This is a genomic window from Chitinophaga barathri (assembly GCF_003807585.1).
Taxonomy (GTDB): Bacteria; Bacteroidota; Bacteroidia; order Chitinophagales; family Chitinophagaceae; genus Chitinophaga; species Chitinophaga barathri.
In genome coordinates this window covers 1-21,429 of the sequence record NZ_RMBX01000002.1, presented here as the reverse complement: position 1 = coordinate 21,429, position 21,429 = coordinate 1, and the positions used below count along the sequence as shown (strand labels likewise).

The 21,429-nt window shown below is 53.4% G+C and carries 16 protein-coding genes; 7 read left to right on the top strand and 9 right to left on the bottom strand.

All coding sequences use genetic code 11. The features are described 5' to 3' along the window. Nucleotides 1-2 precede the first annotated feature (2 nt). From EG028_RS03220 to EG028_RS03210, 3 genes are all read right to left on the bottom strand, one after another. Entirely contained in the window at nt 3-779 is a 777-nt protein-coding gene (locus EG028_RS03220) for a polysaccharide deacetylase family protein (protein ID WP_120515639.1), read from the bottom strand. After that, entirely contained in the window at nt 776-1,540 is a 765-nt protein-coding gene (locus EG028_RS03215) for a glycosyltransferase (RefSeq protein WP_120515640.1), read from the bottom strand. Before EG028_RS03215 ends, EG028_RS03220 begins: the two co-directional genes overlap by 4 nt. A 310-nt stretch (nt 1,541-1,850) precedes the next feature. Further along, nucleotides 1,851-3,206, bottom strand: coding sequence for an NAD-dependent succinate-semialdehyde dehydrogenase (locus EG028_RS03210; protein WP_120515641.1), 1,356 nt, complete (start codon nt 3,204-3,206; stop codon nt 1,851-1,853). A gap of 79 nt (nt 3,207-3,285) precedes the next feature. On the opposite strand from EG028_RS03210, the gene EG028_RS03205 reads away from it, so the two are divergent. Then, nucleotides 3,286-4,443 carry an MFS transporter gene (locus tag EG028_RS03205; protein WP_120515642.1) on the top strand — a complete coding sequence of 386 codons (1,158 nt, stop codon included), beginning with the start codon at nt 3,286-3,288 and terminating at the stop codon, nt 4,441-4,443. A gap of 26 nt (nt 4,444-4,469) precedes the next feature. Here the strand turns inward: EG028_RS03205 and EG028_RS03200 are convergent, their stop codons facing one another. The 3 genes from EG028_RS03200 to pfkA form a co-directional block, all read right to left on the bottom strand. Next, nucleotides 4,470-5,234: an energy transducer TonB gene (locus EG028_RS03200; RefSeq protein WP_120515643.1), complete on the bottom strand. Its 765-nt coding sequence runs from the start codon at nt 5,232-5,234 to the stop codon at nt 4,470-4,472. 68 nt (nt 5,235-5,302) lie between these two features. Next, on the bottom strand, nt 5,303-6,793 hold the full coding sequence (pyk, locus tag EG028_RS03195; RefSeq protein ID WP_120515644.1) for a pyruvate kinase: 1,491 nt from the start codon (nt 6,791-6,793) through the stop codon (nt 5,303-5,305). Between the two features lie 10 nt (nt 6,794-6,803). Beyond that, the gene (pfkA, locus tag EG028_RS03190; protein WP_120515645.1) at nt 6,804-7,784 is read right to left on the bottom strand and encodes a 6-phosphofructokinase; all 981 of its coding nucleotides are present in this window, start codon (nt 7,782-7,784) and stop codon (nt 6,804-6,806) included. Nucleotides 7,785-8,068: 284 nt separating this feature from the next. On the opposite strand from pfkA, the gene EG028_RS03185 reads away from it, so the two are divergent. Together EG028_RS03185 and EG028_RS03180 are read left to right on the top strand one after the other, a co-directional pair. After that, nucleotides 8,069-10,222: a prolyl oligopeptidase family serine peptidase gene (locus EG028_RS03185; RefSeq protein ID WP_120515646.1), complete on the top strand. Its 2,154-nt coding sequence runs from the start codon at nt 8,069-8,071 to the stop codon at nt 10,220-10,222. A gap of 64 nt (nt 10,223-10,286) precedes the next feature. Next, nucleotides 10,287-11,192: an SDR family oxidoreductase gene (locus EG028_RS03180; protein WP_241559072.1), complete on the top strand. Its 906-nt coding sequence runs from the start codon at nt 10,287-10,289 to the stop codon at nt 11,190-11,192. A 204-nt stretch (nt 11,193-11,396) separates the two neighbouring features. Here EG028_RS03180 and EG028_RS03175 read toward each other — a convergent pair whose 3' ends face one another. From EG028_RS03175 to EG028_RS03165, 3 genes are read right to left on the bottom strand one after another with little or no spacing between them, the layout of a single operon-like run. Beyond that, nucleotides 11,397-12,305, bottom strand: a complete 909-nt coding sequence (locus EG028_RS03175) for an HU domain-containing protein (protein WP_123864540.1) — start codon at nt 12,303-12,305, stop codon at nt 11,397-11,399. 36 nt (nt 12,306-12,341) lie between these two features. Then, a complete protein-coding gene (locus EG028_RS03170; protein WP_123864539.1) occupies nt 12,342-13,958 on the bottom strand; it encodes a hypothetical protein in 1,617 nt (538 codons plus the stop codon). 8 nt (nt 13,959-13,966) lie between these two features. Then, nucleotides 13,967-17,044, bottom strand: coding sequence for a tetratricopeptide repeat protein (locus EG028_RS03165; protein ID WP_120515649.1), 3,078 nt, complete (start codon nt 17,042-17,044; stop codon nt 13,967-13,969). 353 nt (nt 17,045-17,397) lie between these two features. On the opposite strand from EG028_RS03165, the gene EG028_RS03160 reads away from it, so the two are divergent. The 4 genes from EG028_RS03160 to EG028_RS03145 all read left to right on the top strand — a co-directional run bounded on the left by EG028_RS03160 (nt 17,398) and on the right by EG028_RS03145 (nt 21,049). Continuing rightward, a complete protein-coding gene (locus EG028_RS03160; protein ID WP_120515650.1) occupies nt 17,398-17,802 on the top strand; it encodes a DoxX family protein in 405 nt (134 codons plus the stop codon). Between the two features lie 106 nt (nt 17,803-17,908). After that, nucleotides 17,909-18,328 (top strand): acyl-CoA thioesterase, encoded by a 420-nt coding sequence (locus EG028_RS03155; RefSeq protein ID WP_120515651.1) that lies wholly within the window; start codon nt 17,909-17,911, stop codon nt 18,326-18,328. 98 nt (nt 18,329-18,426) lie between these two features. Then, nucleotides 18,427-19,674, top strand: coding sequence for a CinA family nicotinamide mononucleotide deamidase-related protein (locus EG028_RS03150; RefSeq protein WP_120515652.1), 1,248 nt, complete (start codon nt 18,427-18,429; stop codon nt 19,672-19,674). A 40-nt stretch (nt 19,675-19,714) separates the two neighbouring features. After that, nucleotides 19,715-21,049, top strand: a complete 1,335-nt coding sequence (locus EG028_RS03145; protein WP_120515653.1) for a dihydrolipoamide acetyltransferase family protein — start codon at nt 19,715-19,717, stop codon at nt 21,047-21,049. The last annotated feature ends 380 nt before the right edge of the window (nt 21,050-21,429 follow it).

The window sequence follows — 21,429 nt, the reverse complement described above, 5'->3', positions numbered from 1 at the left end:
TTTCAGGAATCCCGCGTGGCCAGATAATCCGAGTGTGTTACGAATGTACCGCGCTCCTTCAGCCATGACAGGAATGAATACATCTTATCATACAAACGTTTTCCGCGTACGCCTTTTACATATAAAGGCAGCTTGTATGCGCTGATATCTTCCAGCTCCCAGGGATGGAAATAAAATGAAAAATAATCCTCCTTTGCCAGTATGCGCCCGCTGCAATAACGGGTGAACCACAGCGGCATGTTTTTCAGGCTCAGCCAGAATACCGGCAAACGAAGCCCCGGTGTTACGGACGAAGGCATGATCCACATGCCTTCCTGCCGGTGTACATGGCGCGGGTCCTGGCGGTTGTTGTACCGGCCGGGCAGCCAGGTGGGGTTCAGGGATGCGTCGTAAGTGTATCCCGCATCGGCCAGGGCTTCCATGTTCACCGGCTGCAGCCTTGGCATGCGGAATCCTTTCACCGTGCAGCGGCTGATGCGCTCCAGCTCCGTGCGGGAATGCAGCAGGTCCTGCTCCTGGAACCGATCGTGGTAAAAAGCATGTGAAGCGATCTCATGTTTCTCCGCAATGCGCTGCACCAGTTCGGGAAAATATCTTGCCCATAAAGCGGTGATAAAAAACGTAGCCCTTACTTCCAGTTCATCAAATAACGCAAGGGTCTTGAGCACGCCCTGGCGGCTTACCTCGAGCTTTTCCTCAAAAGGGACGGCCTGCCCGTATTCCTGGGGAATGTCGAACTCCTCCACATCCACACTGATCAGTATCTGTTTATTTTTCATCGTTTTATCAGGATGCCCATAAAGTTAAAAAATTCACGCACCAGCGTAGTTGACTTGAATTCGGAGAAACGGATATCCGGCCGGCAGACGATCGGGATCGTGCGGATATTGAGCGTTTTGTTCCTACCTGCGCGGGAGACAAATTCGCTGTCGTACAAAAAGCCGTTGATGTTCGTGGAAAGGAATTCGCAGCGGCCGCGGCTGTTGAATGCTTTCAGGCCCGCCTGCGCGTCAGCCACCGGCAGTTGCAGCAGGTAGCGGTTCATAAGCCTGTTCACACGCGTGATGATCTTGCGGGTAGGGGGCAGCAGCTTTACGTATTGGTCCCCGCGGGTGCCGGCTACTATGTCCGAGCCGCGGAGCAGCTGTTCATACGCCAGTTTCACGGCTTCCACGCCAAAGGGAAAATCGAAGTCGGTGCATACCAGGTAAGGCGCATCGGCTACGGCTACGCCTAAACGGACAGCATAACCTTTCCCGCGGTTCACGGGATGGTCTATGATACGAACGTCCGGTATATGCGCCCGCAACTGCTGCAGGTGCAGCGGCGTTACGTTGCGTACGGAGCCGTCGTTCACCAGGATGAGCCTGATGACGGTATCGGGCATCAGCTGGCATAGCTGATGGTAATCTGAGGCCATTTGCAATACCCATCCTTCCGGCGGGTTGCAGCAGGGGACCACGAGGTCCATTTTTTGTGTTACCCTTGTATCAGTAATAGTTAGGTTGTTCATGACGGGTAACGTCGTAGGTTCGAACATGTCAGATCTTTATTTACACAGGCCCAATAAAGATGTAGTTAAGGGGAAATAGATAGCAACAAAAAGTCTGCGGGGCGCCTTTGCGTCCTGTCAGATGTGGTAATAAACAGCCGGAATAAATGGTTGCGGAAGGCGCACGTGGTTCGCGCCGGCAATTGCCATTACAGTCAGGTTATGCATATTAGTCAGGTTATATCTTTTTAAGACGTCCAAAGATACATCTTACCCCTATGATTCAATAAAGGATAAGTGGAAATCAACGGAAATACAACTAAGTTGGAGCGGTCATGGACAACCATGTTGACCGCCTTTACTGGATATAGACGGTTTTGATATTCATAAATTCATGGACGCCTTCCACGCTCAGTTCACGCCCGTAGCCGGACTGCTTGATGCCGCCGAAGGGGAGCCTTGCATCGGAGCGCACCATGGCGTTGATGAACACGTTGCCGCTTTCGATGAGGGTAGCGAGGCGGGCGGCCTTTTCGATGTCTTTGGTCCAGAGGGCGGCGCCGAGGCCGAAGGGCGTCTGGTTTGCCAGGCGGATGGCGGCGGCTTCATCGTTTGCAGTGATGATGGCGGCCACGGGGCCGAAAGTTTCTTCGTCAAACGCCGCCATGCCGGGCTTCACGTTCGTGAGCAGTGCTGGGATAAAATTGCAGCCATCCCGCTCACCGCCTGCCAGCAGCTGCGCGCCTTTTTCTATGGACTGGTCCATTTGTTTCTCCAGTTCCTCCGCCAGGTCCGGCCGGGCCATGGGGCCGGTATCCGTATCAGGCAGGAAAGGGTCGCCCTGTTTGAGTGAGGTGATGATGGACTGCACCTGTTGTGTGAAATCTTCCGCAATGCTGTTTTCCACGATCCATCTTTTGGCGGCGATACAGCTCTGCCCCGCGTTCTGCATACGCGCTTTTACGGCTACTTTGGCGGCTTCAGCCAGGTTGGCGTCTTTCAGCACGATGAACGGGTCGCTGCCGCCCAGTTCCAGCACAGTCTTTTTGATGTATTTGCCGGCCAGCGCCGCAACGCTCATGCCCGCGGGCGTGCTGCCCGTGAGGGTAACGCCCTGCACCCGGCTGTCCGCTATCAGCGGTTCCATTTCTTTGGACGATACCAGTACCGTTTGAAAAGATCCTGCGGGAAAACCGGCATCGAGGAATAGTTTTTCAATAGCCAGCCCGCAGCCGCTCACATTGCTGGCGTGTTTCAGCATGGCGGCATTACCGGCCAGCAGGTTCGGTATCGCAAAGCGGAACACCTGCCAGTAAGGGAAATTCCAGGGCATAATGGCCAGCACGATCCCTTTGGGTTCAAATGCGGCGTAGCTTTTTTTGCCATCTGAATTGATCAGGCGGGGTTGCAGCAGCGGTTCAATATTGGCGGCATAATATTCGGCGGTGGCAGCGCACTTCAGCACTTCGGCCTTCGCTTCCTTCAGCGTTTTACCCATCTCTTTCGAAATGATGGTGGCGTGTTCCGTGACATTGTCCTTCAGCAGCTCCGCCGCGCGTAACATCCAGGTACAGCGGTTTTGCAGGCCTTCCTGCCTGAGGGAGGCAAAAGCTTTCCAGCCCGCCTGCATCTTTTTGTCGATCTCCTCCCGCGTATGGGCCGGATATTCAGCAATGGTTTCCTGCGTGTAGGGGTATATGCTCTTGAACGTCATGTTATAAAGTTAAGGAATTTTGTGTGTGGCAACACTTGTTGCAAAACAGTTAACTTTGCATCCTCAATCAACGGGAAACATGTCGTTAAGCAAGCTGAACATTGCGGTGATGGCCTTGTGCACAGGTCTTATCGTTGCCAATATCTATTACTCACAACCTTTGCTGGTGCTTATCAGCCGGGAGTTCAACGTTTCAGAATCCAACGCGGGGCAGGTCACTTTTTTCACCCAGATCGGTTATGCCATGGGGCTGCTGTTCTGCGTGCCCCTGGGAGACAAGCTGGAGCGCCGCGGGCAGATACTCGTGATGACGGGCCTGGCTGTTGCGGCATTGTTTGCCGCCGCTATGTCTGTGAACATCGGGATGCTGAAGGTGATGGGTTTTGTGATCGGGTTCACGTCCATTGTTCCGCAGCTGATCCTGCCGTTGGCGGCGGGCCTGGTGGAGCCGTCCAAACGGGGAAAGGTGATCGGCGTGATCATGAGCGGGCTGCTGATCGGGATTTTGTTGTCCAGGACGGTGAGCGGGGTGGTAGGGCAGCATCTTGGCTGGCGCGCCATGTTCTGGATAGCGGGCGGGCTGTCTTTCCTGATGATGGCGATCATGGCGCTGACGTTCCCTAAAAACAAACCCGCATTCACGGGCAGCTATGGCGCGCTGATGCGTTCGTTGTTCACGCTGGTGAAAGAGCAGCCGCTGCTGAGAGAGGCATCGCTGATCAACGCCTGCGGATTTGCCGTTTTCGGGCTGTTCTGGACCACTTCTGTGTTTTTGTTATCCAACCCTCCTTATAATTTCGGAAGCGATATAATCGGCCTCATGGGGCTCGCCGCGGCTACCGGGGCATTAGGCGCCCCGCTCATCGGGCGTATTGCGGACAAAAAGAACCCGCGCATCGCCATTGGTTACGGCATTGCCTGTATACTGGCGGGGTATATCGTATTCTGGGTCTTCCGCAATTCCCTGATCGGCATCATCGCCGGCATCGTGCTGCTGGACCTTGGCCTGCAGGGCGTTCACGTGTCGAACCAGACGCGCATCTACGCATTGCTGCCCGAAGCGCGCAACCGGATGAACACGGTGTTTATGACCGTTAGTTTTATCGGTACTTCCATAGGTTCCGGCATTGGGCTGTGGGTGTGGGATATCGGGAAATGGACGGGCGTATGCCTGGCCGGGCTGGGAATTATGCTCATCGCTGTGCTGATCTACGCGTTCACGTACAAAAGGGGATAGCCACCCGTAAAAGCCAGGGGGAATACTCAGTAATAAACAGGATCATACCGGGAATCTTCCTGCACGTTTTTTGTTCTGTCCGGCTTTCGCGGCGGTGAAAAATAGACGGGCATGGTAACAGTCACGGGAACCCTTTGGCCCCTGTATTGCGCAGGCACCCAGCTGCCGAGCTTGCGGACTACTCTGAGCGCTTCTTTATCAAAGTCTTCACGTAATCCTTTTTTTATAGCGTAGTCAGATACCTGGCCGGTGGCGCTCACACTGAATTGCACGATTACCGTACCCCTGATATTTTCTTTGACGGCTGATTTGGGGTAACGGGTGTACCGGTAAACCAGGAAACTCACGCCTTCGTCTCCGTTCGGGTGCACCGGCATCAGATCTACGGTTTCCGCCACCCTGATGCCGAAGTTGGAGGGAGTGAAGCGGACGGGCAATCCGAATTGTACAGCCACAGGTTTACCGTCCTGTATGCCGGGCTCCCATTTGCCGTCCGTGAGCGCTATCACCCGGATTGCTTCCGCATCCAGGTCCTGGTGCAGGCCGTTTGGCACGGAAATGTCCCATACCTGCCCTGATGAATCCACTATAAATTGTACTATCACCACGCCACCTATACCTTCTTTCTCCGCGGTGGCGGGGTAGCGGATGTTCCGGGTCAGCAGGTAATCCAAAGCTTCATCGCCACCTTTGAACCGGGGTGGCTTTTCGAGCGTGATGATCCGTGATTGCGCGGATGCGCCGGAGAAGGCCAGCAGGAGTATAAGGGATAAAATATAACGGAACGGCATGGAATAAAAATAATAAAAAAACCGGTACAGTATACTGTACCGGCTTCTTCAAAAGTATGCTCAGCCCCTTATTCAGGAACCCTTGTGATCTTCAGCATGTTCGTAGGCAGATGCTCTTTAACGGGCGTGCTGCCGGTGTTCACCACCACATCGCCGGGTTTCAGGAATCCTCTTTCGCTCAGGATGTTGATCTGATCGGAGAAGATATCGTCCAGGCTTTCTTCTTCGCCGTAGTAGAAGGCGCGTACGCCCCAGCTCAGGCTCAGTTGGTTCACCAGCGTTCTTTCTTTTGTGAAGATGAACAGCGGGGATTTGGGACGGTAGCTGGACAGCATGAAGCCGGTGTAACCGCTCTGCGTCATACCGATCAGCGCGTCTGATTCCAGGTCTTCGGCGATCTTACACGCGTTGTAACAAAGCGCGTCGCTCAGGAAGGTGGGGGAGTGATGGTGAGGGATCAGGTTACGGTTGTAAATGATGCTTTCTTTTTCCACTTCGCCGATGATCTTGCGCATGGTCTGGATCACGAGGGTAGGGTGGTTGCCGGTGGCGGTCTCGCCGCTCAGCATCACCGCGTCCGCGCCTTCCAGCACTGCGTTCGCCACGTCCGTGATCTCGCTGCGGTTCGGGCGGGTACGGTCTATCATGGATTCCATCATCTGCGTAGCCACAATTACAGGCTTCGCGCGGTGGATACATTTGCGGATAATATCTTTCTGGATCATGGGGATCTGCTCTACCGGCAGTTCCACACCCAGGTCACCACGCGCGATCATTACGCCGTCGCTTTCCCAGATGATCTCCTTCAGGTTCTGGATAGCCTCGGGCTTCTCGATCTTGGAGATGATCTTCATTTTGGAATTGCGTTCTTTCAGGCGTTTACGCAGCAGGCCAAGGTCTTTTACGTTGCGCACGAAAGACAATGCTACCCAGTCGCACTCCTGGTCGATGATGAACTCCAGGTCCACCACGTCTTTTTCGGTCAGTGCGGGCAGGGATACTTTGGTATCCGGCAGGTTAAAACCTTTTTTGGAAGAAAGAATACCGCCCAGCAGTACTTCTGCCTTGATCATATGATCGGGGGTGATCTCTTTCACTACGGTTTCGATCTTACCGTCATCCAGCAGGATCTTCTGGCCGGGACGCACGTCTTTATGCAGGTCATGGTAAGACACGTAGATCTTTTCCATGGTGCCCACGCATTTTTCCGTGGTAAAGGTGAGGATGTCTCCTGTTTTCAGCGGGAGCGCATTGTTCTCGATCTCGCCTACGCGCAGTTTCGGGCCTTGCAGATCCGCCAGGATGGCGATGTTGTAAGGTTCCGTTTTATTGATCTGGCGGATGTAAGTGATGATCCGCAGCTTGTCTTCATGGCTGCCATGGGAAAAGTTCAGGCGGAATACATTCACCCCGGCCTGTACGAGTTCCAATAACTTCTCATAGGTATCGCAGGCAGGCCCAACTGTGGCTACAATTTTGGTCTTCTGCTTAGCATGCGCCGCTCCGGCATCATTGTCCATTTCCTTGTGAAAGTATTTGGATAAATCTTTTGTACTCATAGACGTTTATTTAACTCGCAAGAATTTTGACAATCTTAAACCATTCCGGATCGATCTTTTGTTTGGCTTTAACGGCCTTATCGAGCGGAGTATACTGAATTTTATTATTAACGATGCCGATCATTACGTTTGAAGTGCCGCCGATGAGGGCGTCTACCGCTGCGTAACCCATCCTGCTGGCCAGCAGCCTGTCCATAGTGGTGGGGGAGCCGCCGCGCTGGATGTGGCCCAGGATACACACGCGTGTGTCCAGCTGGGGCATTCTTTCCTGTACGTGACGGGCTACTTCGTTCGCGCCGCCAAATTCGTCGCCTTCAGCTACCACAATGAGGTTCACCATTTTCTGGCGGCGCTCGTTGGCCTGGAGGTCGTCTATCACATCATCGATATTGGTTTTGCGCTCGGGGATGAGGATGTGCTCCGCGCCGGTGGCAATACCGCTGTGCAGGCCAATGTACCCGGCATCACGGCCCATTACTTCGATGATAAAAAGGCGGTCGTGGGCATCCGCGGTATCGCGGATCTTATCGATGGCTTCCACGGCTGTATTCACCGCAGTGTCGAACCCGATAGTGAAATCGGTGCCGGCAATGTCTTTATCGATGGTACCCGGCAAACCGATGCAGGGGATATCAAATTCCTGGCTGAATTTCTGCGCTCCTTTAAAGGAACCGTCACCGCCGATCACCACCAGCCCGTCAATCCCGAATTTCTTCAGGTTCTCATAAGCTTTTTTCCGCCCGTCTGCTTCGTAGAATTCCTTACAGCGCGCTGTTTTCAGAACTGTGCCGCCACGCTGTATAATGTTGGCCACAGATTTGGATTCCATAGGAAAGATCTCGCCGGTCAACATCCCCTTGTAGCCATACATCACGCCGAACACATTCAGATGATGATAAATTCCCGTTCTTACTACCGCCCTGATGGCTGCGTTCATCCCCGGGGCATCGCCTCCGGAGGTAAGAACTGCGATGTTGTTCACTTTTTTCATGTGTTGTCTTAAAATTCATCAAAGGGCACATGTAATGTTATTTTATGTGCCATCTTAATTTATTTTCAATGGCCACATAGGATGCAATCCATGTGTCGACTTAAAATTTTCTCTTCAATGGCCACATGGAATGGTCATTTCATAGTAATATTGCCTGTAGCCGCCCATTAAAAGAGCGCACAAAATTAACATTTTTAAATAGTTTCCTATCATTATTCGATGAATTAACCTAAATTTTTAATTTTAATCAAATAAATGCCCAACTTTTTTTAAAATATATATGTATGACAAAATTAAACCATAAACATGTAGCCATGGGTGTTTTGATGTCGTTAGTTGCTGGACCATTGGCCGCACAACAAGCTCCAATCTCTTATCCCCTTACCCGGAAAGTAGATACCGTGGATGATTACCACGGCAAAAAGATCACAGATGCCTACCGCTGGCTGGAAGATGACAACGCCGCGGATACCAAAACCTGGGTAGACGCCCAGAACGGCGTTACCCAGAATTACCTCGCTTCCATCCCTTTCCGCCCCCAGGTGAAAAAACGCCTGGAAGAGCTTTGGAACTACCCCCGCTACGGCACCCCCTTCCGCGAAGGCAAATATTATTACTTCTATAAAAACGACGGCCTTCAGAACCAGGCCGTGCTTTACCGCCAGGAAGGCCTGAACGGCGCCCCCGAAGTGTTCATCGACCCGAACAAGCTGTCCGACAAAGGAACGGCTGCCCTCGGCTCCCTCAGCTTCTCCAAAGACGGCAAATACTGCGGCTACCTCATCGCCAAAGCCGGATCGGACTGGCAGGAAGCCTTCGTCATGGACGTAGCCAGCAAACAGCTGCTGAGCGACAAACTGGACTGGATCAAGTTTTCCGGCCTCTCCTGGAAAGGCGACGGCTTCTATTATAGCCGCTACGACGCGCCGGACGAAAAAAGCAAACTCTCCAAAAAGAACGAATTCCATAAAGTATACTACCACAAGGTAGGCACCACCCAGGACCAGGATCAGCTGATCTACGTGGACAAAGACCACCCCCTCCGCAATGCGGGCGTTGGTCTTACCGAAGACGAGCGTTTCCTCATCCTCAACACCACCGAAGGCACCAGCGGCAACGAACTGTATTACCGCGACCTCCAGGACCCCTCCCAGACGGATTTTAAACTGCTGGTAAAAGGTTTTGCGTACGAGCCTTCCGTAGTGGAAAACGTGGGGGACAAACTGTTGCTGCTCACGAACCACGACGCGCCTAACTACAAACTGGTACTGGTGGACCCGAAAAATCCCGCGCAGGAAAACTGGAAACTGGTGATCCCCGAGCAGAAAGAAGTATTGCAGGGCGTAGGCACGGCAGGCGGCAAACTGTTTGCCAGCTACCTGAAAGATGCTTCCACCCGCATTGTACAGTATAGTGTGGACGGCAAGCTGGAGAAAAACATCGCACTGCCGGGCATCGGCTCAGCGGGCGGTTTTGGCGGCAAGAAGGAAGACAACACCCTGTTCTACACCTTCACGTCCTTTGTAGCGCCTCCCACCATTTATAAATATGATATCCCCACCGGCAAATCCGAAGTGTTCCGTAGAACCGAGGTGAAATTCAACCCGGCCGATTACGAAACCAAACAGGTGTTCTTTACAAGCAAAGACGGCACCCAGGTGCCCATCTTCCTGTCTTACAAAAAAGGCATCAAAATGAACAGCCAGAATCCCGTGCTGCTGTACGGTTATGGCGGATTCAACATCCCGATGACGCCCGGTTTCTCCGTGTCCAACCTCTTCTTTATGGAGCAGGGCGGCATATACGCAGTAGTGAACCTCCGTGGCGGCAGCGAGTATGGCGAAGCCTGGCACAAGGCCGGTATGCTGGAAAAGAAACAGAACGTGTTCGACGACTTTATCGGCGCGGCAGAATACCTCGTGAAAGAAAAATACACCAGCCCGTCCAAACTGGCCATCCGTGGCGGTTCCAACGGCGGCCTGCTGGTAGGTGCGGCCATGACGCAGCGCCCTGACCTCTTTAAGGTAGCGCTCCCCGCTGTGGGCGTAATGGACATGCTCCGCTTCCAGAAGTTCACCATCGGCTGGGCCTGGGTAACGGAATATGGCAGCAGTGACAAACCCGAACAGTTTGATTACCTGGTGAAATACTCCCCGCTGCACAACCTGAAAAAAGGCACGCAGTACCCCGCCACCCTGGTGACCACGGCAGACCATGACGACCGTGTAGTACCGGCGCATTCCTTCAAGTTTGCATCCGCATTACAGGAAGCGCATACGGGTAACAACCCTGTGCTGATCCGTATTGAAACACAGGCGGGGCACGGCGCGGGCAAACCCACGTCCAAGCTGATAGACGAAGCGGCGGACGTATGGTCCTTTACCATGTACAACCTGGGGATGAATTTCAACGCGGTGAACCTGGGCAAAAAAATGTAGGCATAAACTTTACCGATAAACGCCGCGTAATACATGTTGTTACGCGGCGTTTTAGTATATTAACATGATGAAAGTTCTAATCACAGGGAGCAATGGTCTCCTCGGACAATACCTGGTACAAAGGCTGGCCGGAAATCCGGATTACGATGTGATTGCAACCGGCAGGGGGCCCAACCGCCTGCGGATGAAGGAGGGGTATGCATACGAATCTGTGAACATGGCAGACGAAGCGGCTATAAAAGGTTTGGTGGACCGTCATAAGCCGGATGCCATCATTCATGCCGCGGCCATGACGCAGGCGGATGACTGCGAGCGTAACAAAGATTCCTGCTGGATGGCCAACGTGAGCGCCACCCGCTTCCTGTTGCAGGCAGCTGAAAAAGCAGGGTCGTTTTTCCTGTTCCTCAGTACAGACTTTGTATTCGACGGCCTCGCCGGTCCCTACCGCGAAGAGGATCCCGTCAATCCCATCAACTATTACGGCGCCAGCAAAGCAGCGGCGGAACGTATTGTAAAACAGGCGAAAATACCCTGGGCCATTGCGCGCACCGTGCTGGTATACGGCGTGGCGGACGATCCGCGGCGCAGTAATATTATCAGCTGGGTGAAAAGCAACCTGGAGCAAAAGAAAAAGATCAAAGTGGTGGTGGACCAGTGGCGTACGCCCACCCTCGTGCAGGACCTTGCGGAAGGCTGCCGGCTGATCATCGATAAAAAGGCGGAAGGCGTATTTCACCTTTCGGGCAAAGACATGTTAACCCCTTACGATATGGCCGAGAAAGTGGCGGGCTACCTGGAGCTTGATAAAAAGCTCTTCGAGAAGGTGGATGCCTCCAGCTTCCGGCAGCCGGCGCAGCGCCCGGCAAAAACCGGCTTCGTGATAGAAAAGGCGGAAAAAGAACTGGGCTTCAGTCCCCGCAGTTTTGAGGAAGGATTAAAGATCGTGGTGGAGCAGCTGACAGGTAAATAAAAAATCGTCATTGCGAGGAGCAGCAGGGTCCGAGCGGGAGGGGTGACGAAGCAATCTCCTGACTTGAATGGAGATACCTGGTACCAGTAGATTGCTTCGTCGCGGCTCTTGCACACAAAGCCCCACGGCTCCTCGCAATGAGCTAAATAAAAAAAGGCCGTCCTGGTGAAATACCGGGACGGCCTTTTTATGTATCGTCAATGACTAATAAGCGATATGCACGGCCGCTTTAAAACGTTCGGCCACAGAATCCTTGGCGGCGGTAGTATCCCCGGGCATGCTCCTGAAAGGCACCGCCAGGTTAAACACCGTGGAATCTTTTGAAGCGAACAACACCACCTCGGAATACCCCCAGGCGATCCTTTTGGCAAGGTTCTTTTCGGCGGTTTCTTTGGTTTTGAAGGTCGAGAACACCACGAAATAACTGATGCTGTCATTTACAGGCGGGGCTGGCGGCTCTGCCACTACGGGCACCGTATCCTGCGGAGGCGTTGCGGCCTGTTCCGGGGCTTTGCCGGCCGGGGCGGCGGGCATGATCTCATCTTTGAAGATCCATGCGGCGGCGCCCGCGCCGATCACGAGGAGGGGCACCACCACCCACCACCAGCGGAAACGGCCCTGGCTTTCAAATTCTTCATGAACGGCGCCGGTATGCTCCACTACTTCCTGGTTCACCACTTCGGTAGTGCCTTGCAGCACTTTGGGAGCGGCATCCGCCCGCAGCACAGGGGCCAGTTCCAGTTCCTGCCATGCGTCCGGCAGCTCCTGCGCGGTGAAGCGCACCTGCCCCAGCGCGTCCAGGCGGAGGGAGCCTATGCCCGGAAGGTCGATGGGCTGGCCGGATTGCAGCCTGTCCCGGAACTCCTGGAGGTATTTGTCCAGCTTCAGGCTGGCTACAGATTCAATCAGGTTCTCCTTCTGGGAAATCCAGTGGAGGCAGGAGCCATCGTCTTCCCAGCGGGTTTCGAAGCTCACCTGCTGGCGGGGCGGCGTAAGCACCTGGTCCACCACGGAAAAATGCGCCGGGATGTGCTGGATGGTAAACGTGCCCACCTGCGGCAGCGAGCAGGTCTGCTGTTTGAAGAGTACTTCTGTGATATATTGCTGTAGCATTACGGCCGGGTCAATTTTGAGTGCAAGTTTACGCAATTAAAACTTAACCATGATACCCCCCACTACATTGAGCCCGTAGCTCTGGTAGCCATACCAGCGCTGGTACTTGTAACTGAGGAGGTTATTGGCGTTCAGCCAGAGGTTGAAGTTTTTACCGATATTGTACACCGCGCCGGCGTTCAGATCCTGTGCGGGCTTGGTTTTCCCGAAATCCCCGTTGTGCAGTACGTAATAGCTGCCGCTCAGAGTGTACAGGTTCGCGTTCAGGTGGAATTTTTTGCCGAAGGAATACTGGGCAAACAGGCTGGCCTTGAAGGGCAGCATATGCCAGGGCTTCAGTTCCGTCGTCTGATCATTCCAGTTATACCAGTCCACGCTCACACGGGCCTGGAACTTCTCTTCCTGGATATATCCTACTTCCGCGTGCAGCTGGAAGGCTTTCAGCTCTTCTTCGTTCCTGATATCGAACTTCTTGCCGTCTGTACTGTCGTTTACAAACAGCGGCAGGTTGTGCCAGGTGATGGCGCCGAACTTGGTGTTGTAAGTGAAGTGGTTGCCCAGCGTACCTTTAATGCCCGTGTATTTTTCCTCTATCCGGGTGTTCAGGATACCAACGGGGTAAGTATTGATGAACGGGTTTTCGTTCGCCAGGTTGCGGAAGTTGTTTTTGTCGATGTAGGAGATCCATCCGCTGCTGAGGATCAGCTTTTTGCGGATCAGGTGCGACTCGTTCACGATATCCGGCAGGAGGTAGAACTTACCGTTGCTCCAGGTCGGGTTTGCGCCTGCGTGCAGCATAAAGCCGGGTTTGGTGATCTCCACCGCCGGGTGAATGGCCGCCACGTTATTGTTGATCTGTTCGTTGTTATCCTCTTTAAAAGTACTGAGGTCCGCCAGTCCTTCCACCTTGATCCAGATGTCCTCAAAAAGCTGTTTGCGGATGGGCGCTTTCAGCACAAAAGTGTTTTCCATCCTTTTGTAACTGTCGCCGAATATCGCAAATTCCGCCTGCGGGTTGAACTGGAAAGCCCAATCGTTCTGCGGCCTGTTTTTTAATCCCACTTTGGCCACCACTTCGTTAAACGCCTGGTTCACATCGGATTTCGCGAATTCGTACACGGAATGGTCATAGCCGTAATAATGTACCTGGTTGCGGTTGTACCCGAGGCTGCCGTTGATCTCGAAAAGAGGGGAGAAGTAAGTGCCGGAGGCCAGTACATTGATATTCGCATAGTCCTGGTTTTCAATATCGCCTTTGGAGGAAATGTAGTTGAAGAACAGGCCGAAGTTGTATTTGTCTTTGCGGCCGCTGCCAAACCCTGCCTGGATGAGCGGGGTGGAGTAGTTGCCGTAACCGAGTTTGACGAAATTATTCTGAAGGTTCAGCGCGGAGGTATCCCTGCCGAGCGCCAGCGGTTTGATAGGCACGGGCTGGTACATGAAGTAAAGGTTCAGCGCAGGCACCTGGTAACCGAGCCTGGGGCGCGCCGTGTCCAGCGAGGGCAGCGATGCGGTAAGGTTCAGCTTGGCCGCGTCTCGCAGCTTGGGCTGGTACTTGCTGATGATGTCTATCGTTTCCTGCTTCAGGGAGTCTTTCTGTGCGAAAGCGCCAAGCGGCAGTGCGAGTAAACCAAGGATATATTTGATCTTCATGTTTGTCATCATTTAATTTTAGAACCTGCTTTTTCTTCTGCTTCCACTTTCGCGAGTTTTTCTTTGGCCTCGGCTTTCAGCTCAGGTATCGGGCAGTTTTCCGCGATGCTTTGGAAGGTGGCTTTTGCATTGAAGTAATCTTTCTGGCGGTGGTACACATCGCCCAGCAGGATGTATGCGCGGGCTGTCCAGCTTTCGTATGAAGAGGTGTTTTTGATCACGTCGAAGCCGGCTTTTTCAGCGGCGGCCAGGTCGTTTTTGTCCAGGTAACATTTGGCGATATTATACCGGGCTTCCGCGCCGATCTCTGATTTGGTAAGGCCCGTCACGATCTTGTATTCCGCGATCGCCTCGTCGTACTGCTGCTTTTCCTGCTGCGCCTTACCCAGGTAGAAGTGACCGATGATCTGGTCATCTGTACTGATATTGCTGGCGGAGAGCAGCTGTTCGGCAAACTGGCTTACTTCTTCCCAATGTTTCAACTGGTAATGGCTGCGGAGCAGGCCGCGGCTGGCGGCCATGGTATTGTCTTTGGTCGTGGCCAGGCTTTGCAGCTGCTGGTAGTAGCCCAGCGCTTTTTCGTAATCTTTGGACTGGTAGTAGTTCATGTAAGCTGCCTGTAAAGCGGACCTTTCGGCAAACGGGCTGGCGCCTTTGGTGAGCACGAACTCGTAAGCGGGCAGCGCGTTGGTGTAGTCTTTTTTGTTGTACAGGCATTCGGCCTTATAGAAGTTCGCCTGCAAAGCAAACTGCCCGTTGGGGAACTTCTGGAGGTAATTGTTGAACGCGGTTACAGCGCCGGTATAGTCCCCGCTGCTGAAGCGCGTTTCCGCGGCGGCATAGCTCAGGGAATCTTCCGCGGTGGCGGATACGGAGCGGCCGGTAGATTTCAGCAGGGCGAGGTAATCGTCCGTTTTGCCCTGGTCCACATAAATGGTGCGGATGTTCTGCAACGCGGTATTGGCTTCGTTTGAGGCGGGGAATTTCTCCACTACCTGGCGGAAATACCCTACCGCGGTGTTGTCCTGGTCCGTGTTAAAATATGCAAGCCCCAGTTTCAGCAGCGCTTTGGGTGCATTGGGCCCCTCGGGCTGTTTCTGGAGGATATTTTTGAGGTGGGGGATGGCATCGCTGAAACGTTCGTCGCTGAGGTAAGTGTCCGCGATCTCCATTTCCGCATCGTTGTTGAAGCCGGAGGTCGGGTATTTCACCGCGAGCTGTTTCAGCAGGTTCAGTTTCTCGCTGTGTTTACCCTGTATACCGAGGATGATGCTTTTCTGGTAAGTGGCGTAATCCGCGCCGGGATCGTTGTTCGCGATCACGCGGTCGTACAGCGAGGTGGCGGCGGGGAAGTTTCGCAGCATGTAATGGCAGTCGGCGGCACGGAGCAATGCATCGGTATTGATACGCCCCGCGTTAGGACCGGAGGCGAGCCGGGCTACTTCAAAATAGGGCAGCGCATTCGCGTACTGTTCTTTTTTCAGGAGGCTGTATCCCATGTTGTAACTGGCCGTGTTCACGTTCGCTTCGCCAGAGGAAGGGGCGGAGGTGTTGCTGCCGTCCGCGAAGTAAGCCTGCAGGCTGCTGATCGCTTTGTCCGAGTTATTCTGGCGCAGTGCTACTTCACCTTTCCAGAACTGGGCCAGCCGTACAATATTTTTGTCGTAAGGGTTCGCCAGCGATATATCCAGCAGGCGGTCCGCTTCGGCCAGCTGCTGGTCGTTCACCAGCTGTGTGGCGCGGCCGTAAGCTACTTTCTGGTAGGCTTTCAGCACAGCCGGGCTTTTCTCCGGCAACTGTTCCAGTATGGCAATCGCTTCTTTGTAATTGTTCGTATTGGCAAACAGTTGCACCAGTATCTCGCGGGCTTCGCGGGCGTATTCAGAACGGGGGTAGTTGTTCATGAAATTGGTCAGCTCAGCGATGGCCGCGTCCTGGTAACCCAGTTCGAAGGAAAGTTTACCGTAATTAAAACGGGATATTTCCTGCTGTTTGGGATTGGAACTGTTTCGGGCACTGAAAGCGAAGGCGTTGCGCGCATTGGCCTTCTGGCCGGTGCGGAGGTAACAGTCGCCCAGCAGGTACATGGAGTTTTGCCCCAGAGAATCTTTTTCGCTGCTCAGCTGTTTAAATCCCGCGATGGCTTTATCGAGGTTGGCGGTCTGGTAATAGGCGTAAGAAAGCTGGTATACATCTTCCTTGCGTACTTCATCCGCGTTGTCGTTATATTCTTCGAGGTAAGGAAGGGCTTTTGGATAATCTTTCTTTTCGAAATAAGCCTGGCCGATGAGCTGTTTCAGCTCCGCGTCGTAGTAAATGTTTCCTTTGCGCACCAGCGGCTCCGCGTAGGCGATCAGCTGGTCGCGTTTGCCCTGGAAATAATAGATCTCCGCGATGTAATAAGGCACCACGCCGCTGTATTTGGGCTCGTTTTTCACTTTTTCAAAACTGCTCAGCGCGGCGGCGTATTGTTTGTTGTAGTAGGAGATAAAGCCGTGGTAATAGTTCGCGGGGATGTAGTATTTGTTCTGTATGTCCTTAATGGAAGCGAACAGCGGCTGCGCTTTCGCAAAATCCTTCACATTAAAGTAACAGTAGGCCAGCTCGAACTTCATATCGGCGATCTCTTCGTTGGAGAGATTGTCGATACTGGCTTTTTCGTAGTAGGGGATGGCTTCCTGGAGTTTATTCGCGTTGAAATAAAAACGGGCGAGCTGGAAACTCACCATTTGTTCGCGGGCGCTGTTGTTGAAATATTTGAGGAATTCCAGCGCTTTTTTCTCCGCATCGTCGTTGCCCAGTTTGAGGGCGCACATGGCGTAATAGTAATGCGCGTCCGTATTCACCAGCGAGCGGTTGGTTTCTTTAAAATACCCGATCCCGTCAATCGTTTGTTTAAAAAGTTGCTGGGATACGGCGTATTTGCCTTCCTTGTAGAGTTGCTGTGCTTCCTTGAAGGTCTTGTCGGGCTCCGTATAGGTGCGGGATTGCTGCGCGGTCGCGGCAGTGGCCCCTGTAATGCCCGCCAGGATCAAGAGTACATGCAGTCGTGGAAGAGCGCAGTTCTTTCTGGTGAATAGCTTCATGCTTTTTTATGTTATTACTTACAATATTTTTTAAAACGGTTCAGCCCCGGAAATATTTCAAATGCGGTGCTGTGCGGCTTTTGAATATTCCGGTGCCTTGTCTCAAATTGGCATTAAAAAGGGGGTGCAAACCGGGCAAATATAACCGTTTCTGCCTGTTTTGCCTTTCGCAGGTTATCTACGCACTGTGGATAAACTGATGGATGTGGATAACTATCGAGGCGCTCGCTTTGGTTTTGGAGAAATGCCTCCCTAAATTTGACTTTTATGCAGATATGCATTAGGAATATATACATTTGAATTGCCATTCCCGACGCGGGACTACTTAACAAGAATCAAACCAATTATCATCTATGAAACTTCTCTCTTCCAAGATTAACAACGGCACATTAAATTTCGCCCTGTTATTGCAGCGTGTGGTGTTTGGAGCGCTTGTCATGATGCACGGCTGGCCTAAGCTCGTGAATTTCTCATCCAAGGTGCAGAACTTCGCGGACCCGTTCGGGATCGGCAAAACGCCTTCGCTCTGCCTCGTTATTTTCGCTGAGTTTTTCTGCGGCGCGCTGGTGCTGATAGGCCTGCTCACAAGGCTTGCCACTATTCCCCTGCTCATCTGCTTCGCCGTTATAATTTTCATGATCCACGCAAAAGACCCGGTGATGGATAAAGAAACCGCCATCATGTTTTTAGGCATGTGGGTATCCATCCTGCTCACCGGCCCCGGCAAATATTCGCTGGATGCAGCCATCGGCAAATAAGACCTTTACATACATTTCAGAAAGAGTTCCGCGCGCCATCCGTACGGAACTCTTTTTTTATACCTGCCAAATCCCCTACATTTACAATCCATTTTAAAGACTGACCATGTACACAACCACGATTGATATACGCGTGCGGTATGGAGAAACGGACCAGATGGGGTATCTCTACTACGGGAACTACGCACTGTACTACGAAGTAGGAAGAACGGACGCTATCCGCCAGCTGGGCTTCACCTACCGGGAACTGGAAGAACAGGGGGTGATAATGCCGGTGGCGGAGCTGCAGGTGAAGTACTTAAGGCCCGCGTATTACGACGACGTTATAACGGTGAAGACTATACTAAAGGAACTGCCTGCCAACCATAAGATCCAGTTCCACTCCGAATTGTACAATCAGAAAGGTGAACTGCTCAACGTGGGCATGGTCACTTTAGCCTTTATAGACGCCAAAGCAAAAACACGTATGACCATGCCGGACGCACTGCGCGAAAAACTGGCGCCGTATTTCGAGGCAAATCCGTAAAGCCCCGGCGGTTAACGGCAAAGGATTCCCCGGGATCAATACGGCATTCTCCGCCGGAGCACGGGATACATGATCATGGAAGATTCTAAGCGACAATCATGGAAAAGATACTAGCGAGCATTATCACGATCGGCGATGAACTGCTGATAGGGCAGACGGTGGATACCAATTCCGCCTGGATGGGCCAGAAGCTGAACGATGCGGGCGTATGGGTACAGCGCCGCGTGGCCGTGGGGGACGACAAAGAAGCCATCATCCGCGCACTGGATGAAGAAGCCCGTCTTTCCCACATCATACTGATCACCGGCGGCCTCGGCCCCACCGCGGACGATATTACCAAACCCGTGCTGTGCGGATATTTCGGCGGCAAGCTGGTGCAGGACGAGCCTACGCTCACCCGCCTGATGGCCCTCTTTGAAGCCAGGAAGCTGCCTGTGCTGGAGCGGAACGTGGCGCAGGCGCTGGTGCCCGATACCGCCACCGTGTTGCCCAATATGCGCGGCACCGCGCCGGGAATGTGGTTCGAAAAGGACGGGAAGATATTTGTGTCCATGCCCGGTGTGCCGTTTGAGATGAAAGGCCTGATGGAAGCCGAAGTGATCCCCCGCCTGCAAAGCCGCTTCACCATGCCCACGCTGCTGCATCATACGCTTATCACCACGGGAATGGGCGAATCCTTTGTGGCCGAACGAATCAAAGACTTTGAAAACGCGCTTCCCGGACATATCAAACTGGCTTATCTGCCGAGCTACGGCCTGCTGAAGCTTCGCCTCACCTCCGTATCCCCTGAAAAAACATCCGCCGCCGCGGAAATGAAAACCGCCTTCGATGCGCTCAGATCGCAGCTGGCGGATATTGCCGTGGCGGAAGAAGATCTGCCCATGGGAGTGATCCTTGGTAAAATACTCCTGGAAAAGGGCCTCACCGCTGGCACCGCGGAAAGCTGCACCGGCGGAAAGATCGCCGGCCAGATCACCTCAGTGGCGGGCAGTTCCCGCTATTTCAAAGGCAGCGTGGTAAGTTATGCGAACGAAACCAAAATGAACCTTTTAGGCGTAAAAGCCACCACGCTGGAACAATATGGCGCAGTGAGCGAACAAACGGTGCGTGAAATGGCGGAAGGCGCGTTAAAAGCGCTCAATGTGGATTGTGTGATGGCCGTTTCGGGCATTATGGGCCCGGATGGCGGCAGCGAAGAAAAGCCCGTAGGTACCGTATGGATCGCCGCAGGCGGAAAAGATAACATACGTACCACGCTGCACCGCTTCCGCTACGACAGGGCGCGGAACACAGACATGACGGTGGTAGCAGCCATGAACGAATTGCGGAAATGGCTGGAACTTTAATTTCCCTTATTTTTGTCATCTATTAAAAAAAAGCACTTATATGGCAATAGTCGAACTGGTGATGCCCAAAATGGGAGAAAGCATTATGGAAGCCACCATCCTGCGCTGGCATAAAAAGCCGGGCGATAAGGTGAAAGTGGACGAAACGGTGCTGGAGATCGCTACGGACAAAGTGGACAGTGAAGTGCCTTCCATCGCGGAAGGAGAGATCACGGAAATCCTTTTTAACGAAAATGACGTGGTGCCGGTAGGTACCGTTATTGCCAGAGTGCAAACCGAAGCAGGGGCTTCAGTGGCTGCCTCCCCGGCAGCGGCTCCCGCAGCCCCCGCCAAACCGGCCCAGACCGAATCCCAGTTCCAGGCAGTGCCGACCCCGGCCAGGCATGAGCCAGTGGCTACCCAGCCTTCCGGTGAGCCGCGTTTTTATTCCCCGCTGGTGCTCACCATTGCACAGCAGGAAGGCATCAGCTTTGCAGAACTCGAAAAAATACCGGGCAGCGGCGCGGACGGCCGTGTGTCCAAAAGAGATATCCTGGATTATATCGCCAACCGTGGCCAGCAGGTACAGGAGCCTGAAGTGATCCGCGAAGCCCCGAAAGCGGCTCCGGCACAGGATACATCCAGCCGCGAAATGACCACCGTGGCCGCCTCCAACAGTTATGGCGGAAACGTGGAGATCATCGAAATGGACCGCATGCGCAAGCTGATTGCGGACCATATGGTGCGCAGCAAGGCTACCAGCCCGCATGTGACCAGCTTTGCCGAAGCGGACGTGACCAATATGGTGCGCTGGCGCGAAAGTGTGAAAAAAGACTTCGAAAAACGCGAAGGCGAAAAGATCACGTTCATGCCGCTGTTCGTGGAAGCCGTGGTGAAATGCATCAAACGTTTCCCGCTGGTGAACTGCTCGCTGGACGGAGATAAGATCATCCTGAAAAAAGACATCAACATAGGCATGGCCACCGCTTTGCCCAGCGGCAACCTGATCGTGCCCGTGATCCGCAATGCGGACATGCTGAACCTGGTAGGCCTCACCAAACAGGTGAACAACCTGGCCGGTGCCGCCCGTCAGAACCGCCTGAAACCGGAGGATACGCAGAATGGTACCTTCACGATCACAAACGTAGGCACCTTTGGCAGCCTTACCGGCACGCCGATCATCAACCAGCCGCAGGTAGCCATCCTGGCGGTAGGAGCGATCAAAAAGCGCCCGGTAGTGGTAGAGACGGATATGGGAGATTCCATTGCCATCCGCCACATGATGTACCTGTCCCTGTCCTACGATCACCGCATCGTGGACGGTTCGCTGGGCTCTACTTTCCTGAGCGCGGTAGCTACAGAACTGGAGAATTTTGACCCGGCTAAGGAGTATTAGTCTTACCGGGAATGATATACGACGAAGGCCGTCCCTATGTGGCGGCCTTTGTTTTTTGCCGGTCGAAGCGTAGCGGCACCTAAAGCATATCAAAAGCATAGCAAGAGCACATCAAAAGCATATCAAAAGCATACTTACCCCCACCCGCTGCCATTTTGATCGTCCCTTTCAGGCAAAAATGACAGTCTTACGCTGCGGTATAAGGGGTATTTACCGGCCTTTGACCTTTCCGGCAGGCAGCTTGCTGGCTGCCGTCTACACCGGGTCTACACCGGGTCTACACCGGGTCTACACCGGGTCTACACCGGGTCTACACCGGGTCTACACCGGGTCTACACCGGGTCTACACCGGGTCTACACCGGGTCTACACCGGGTCTAC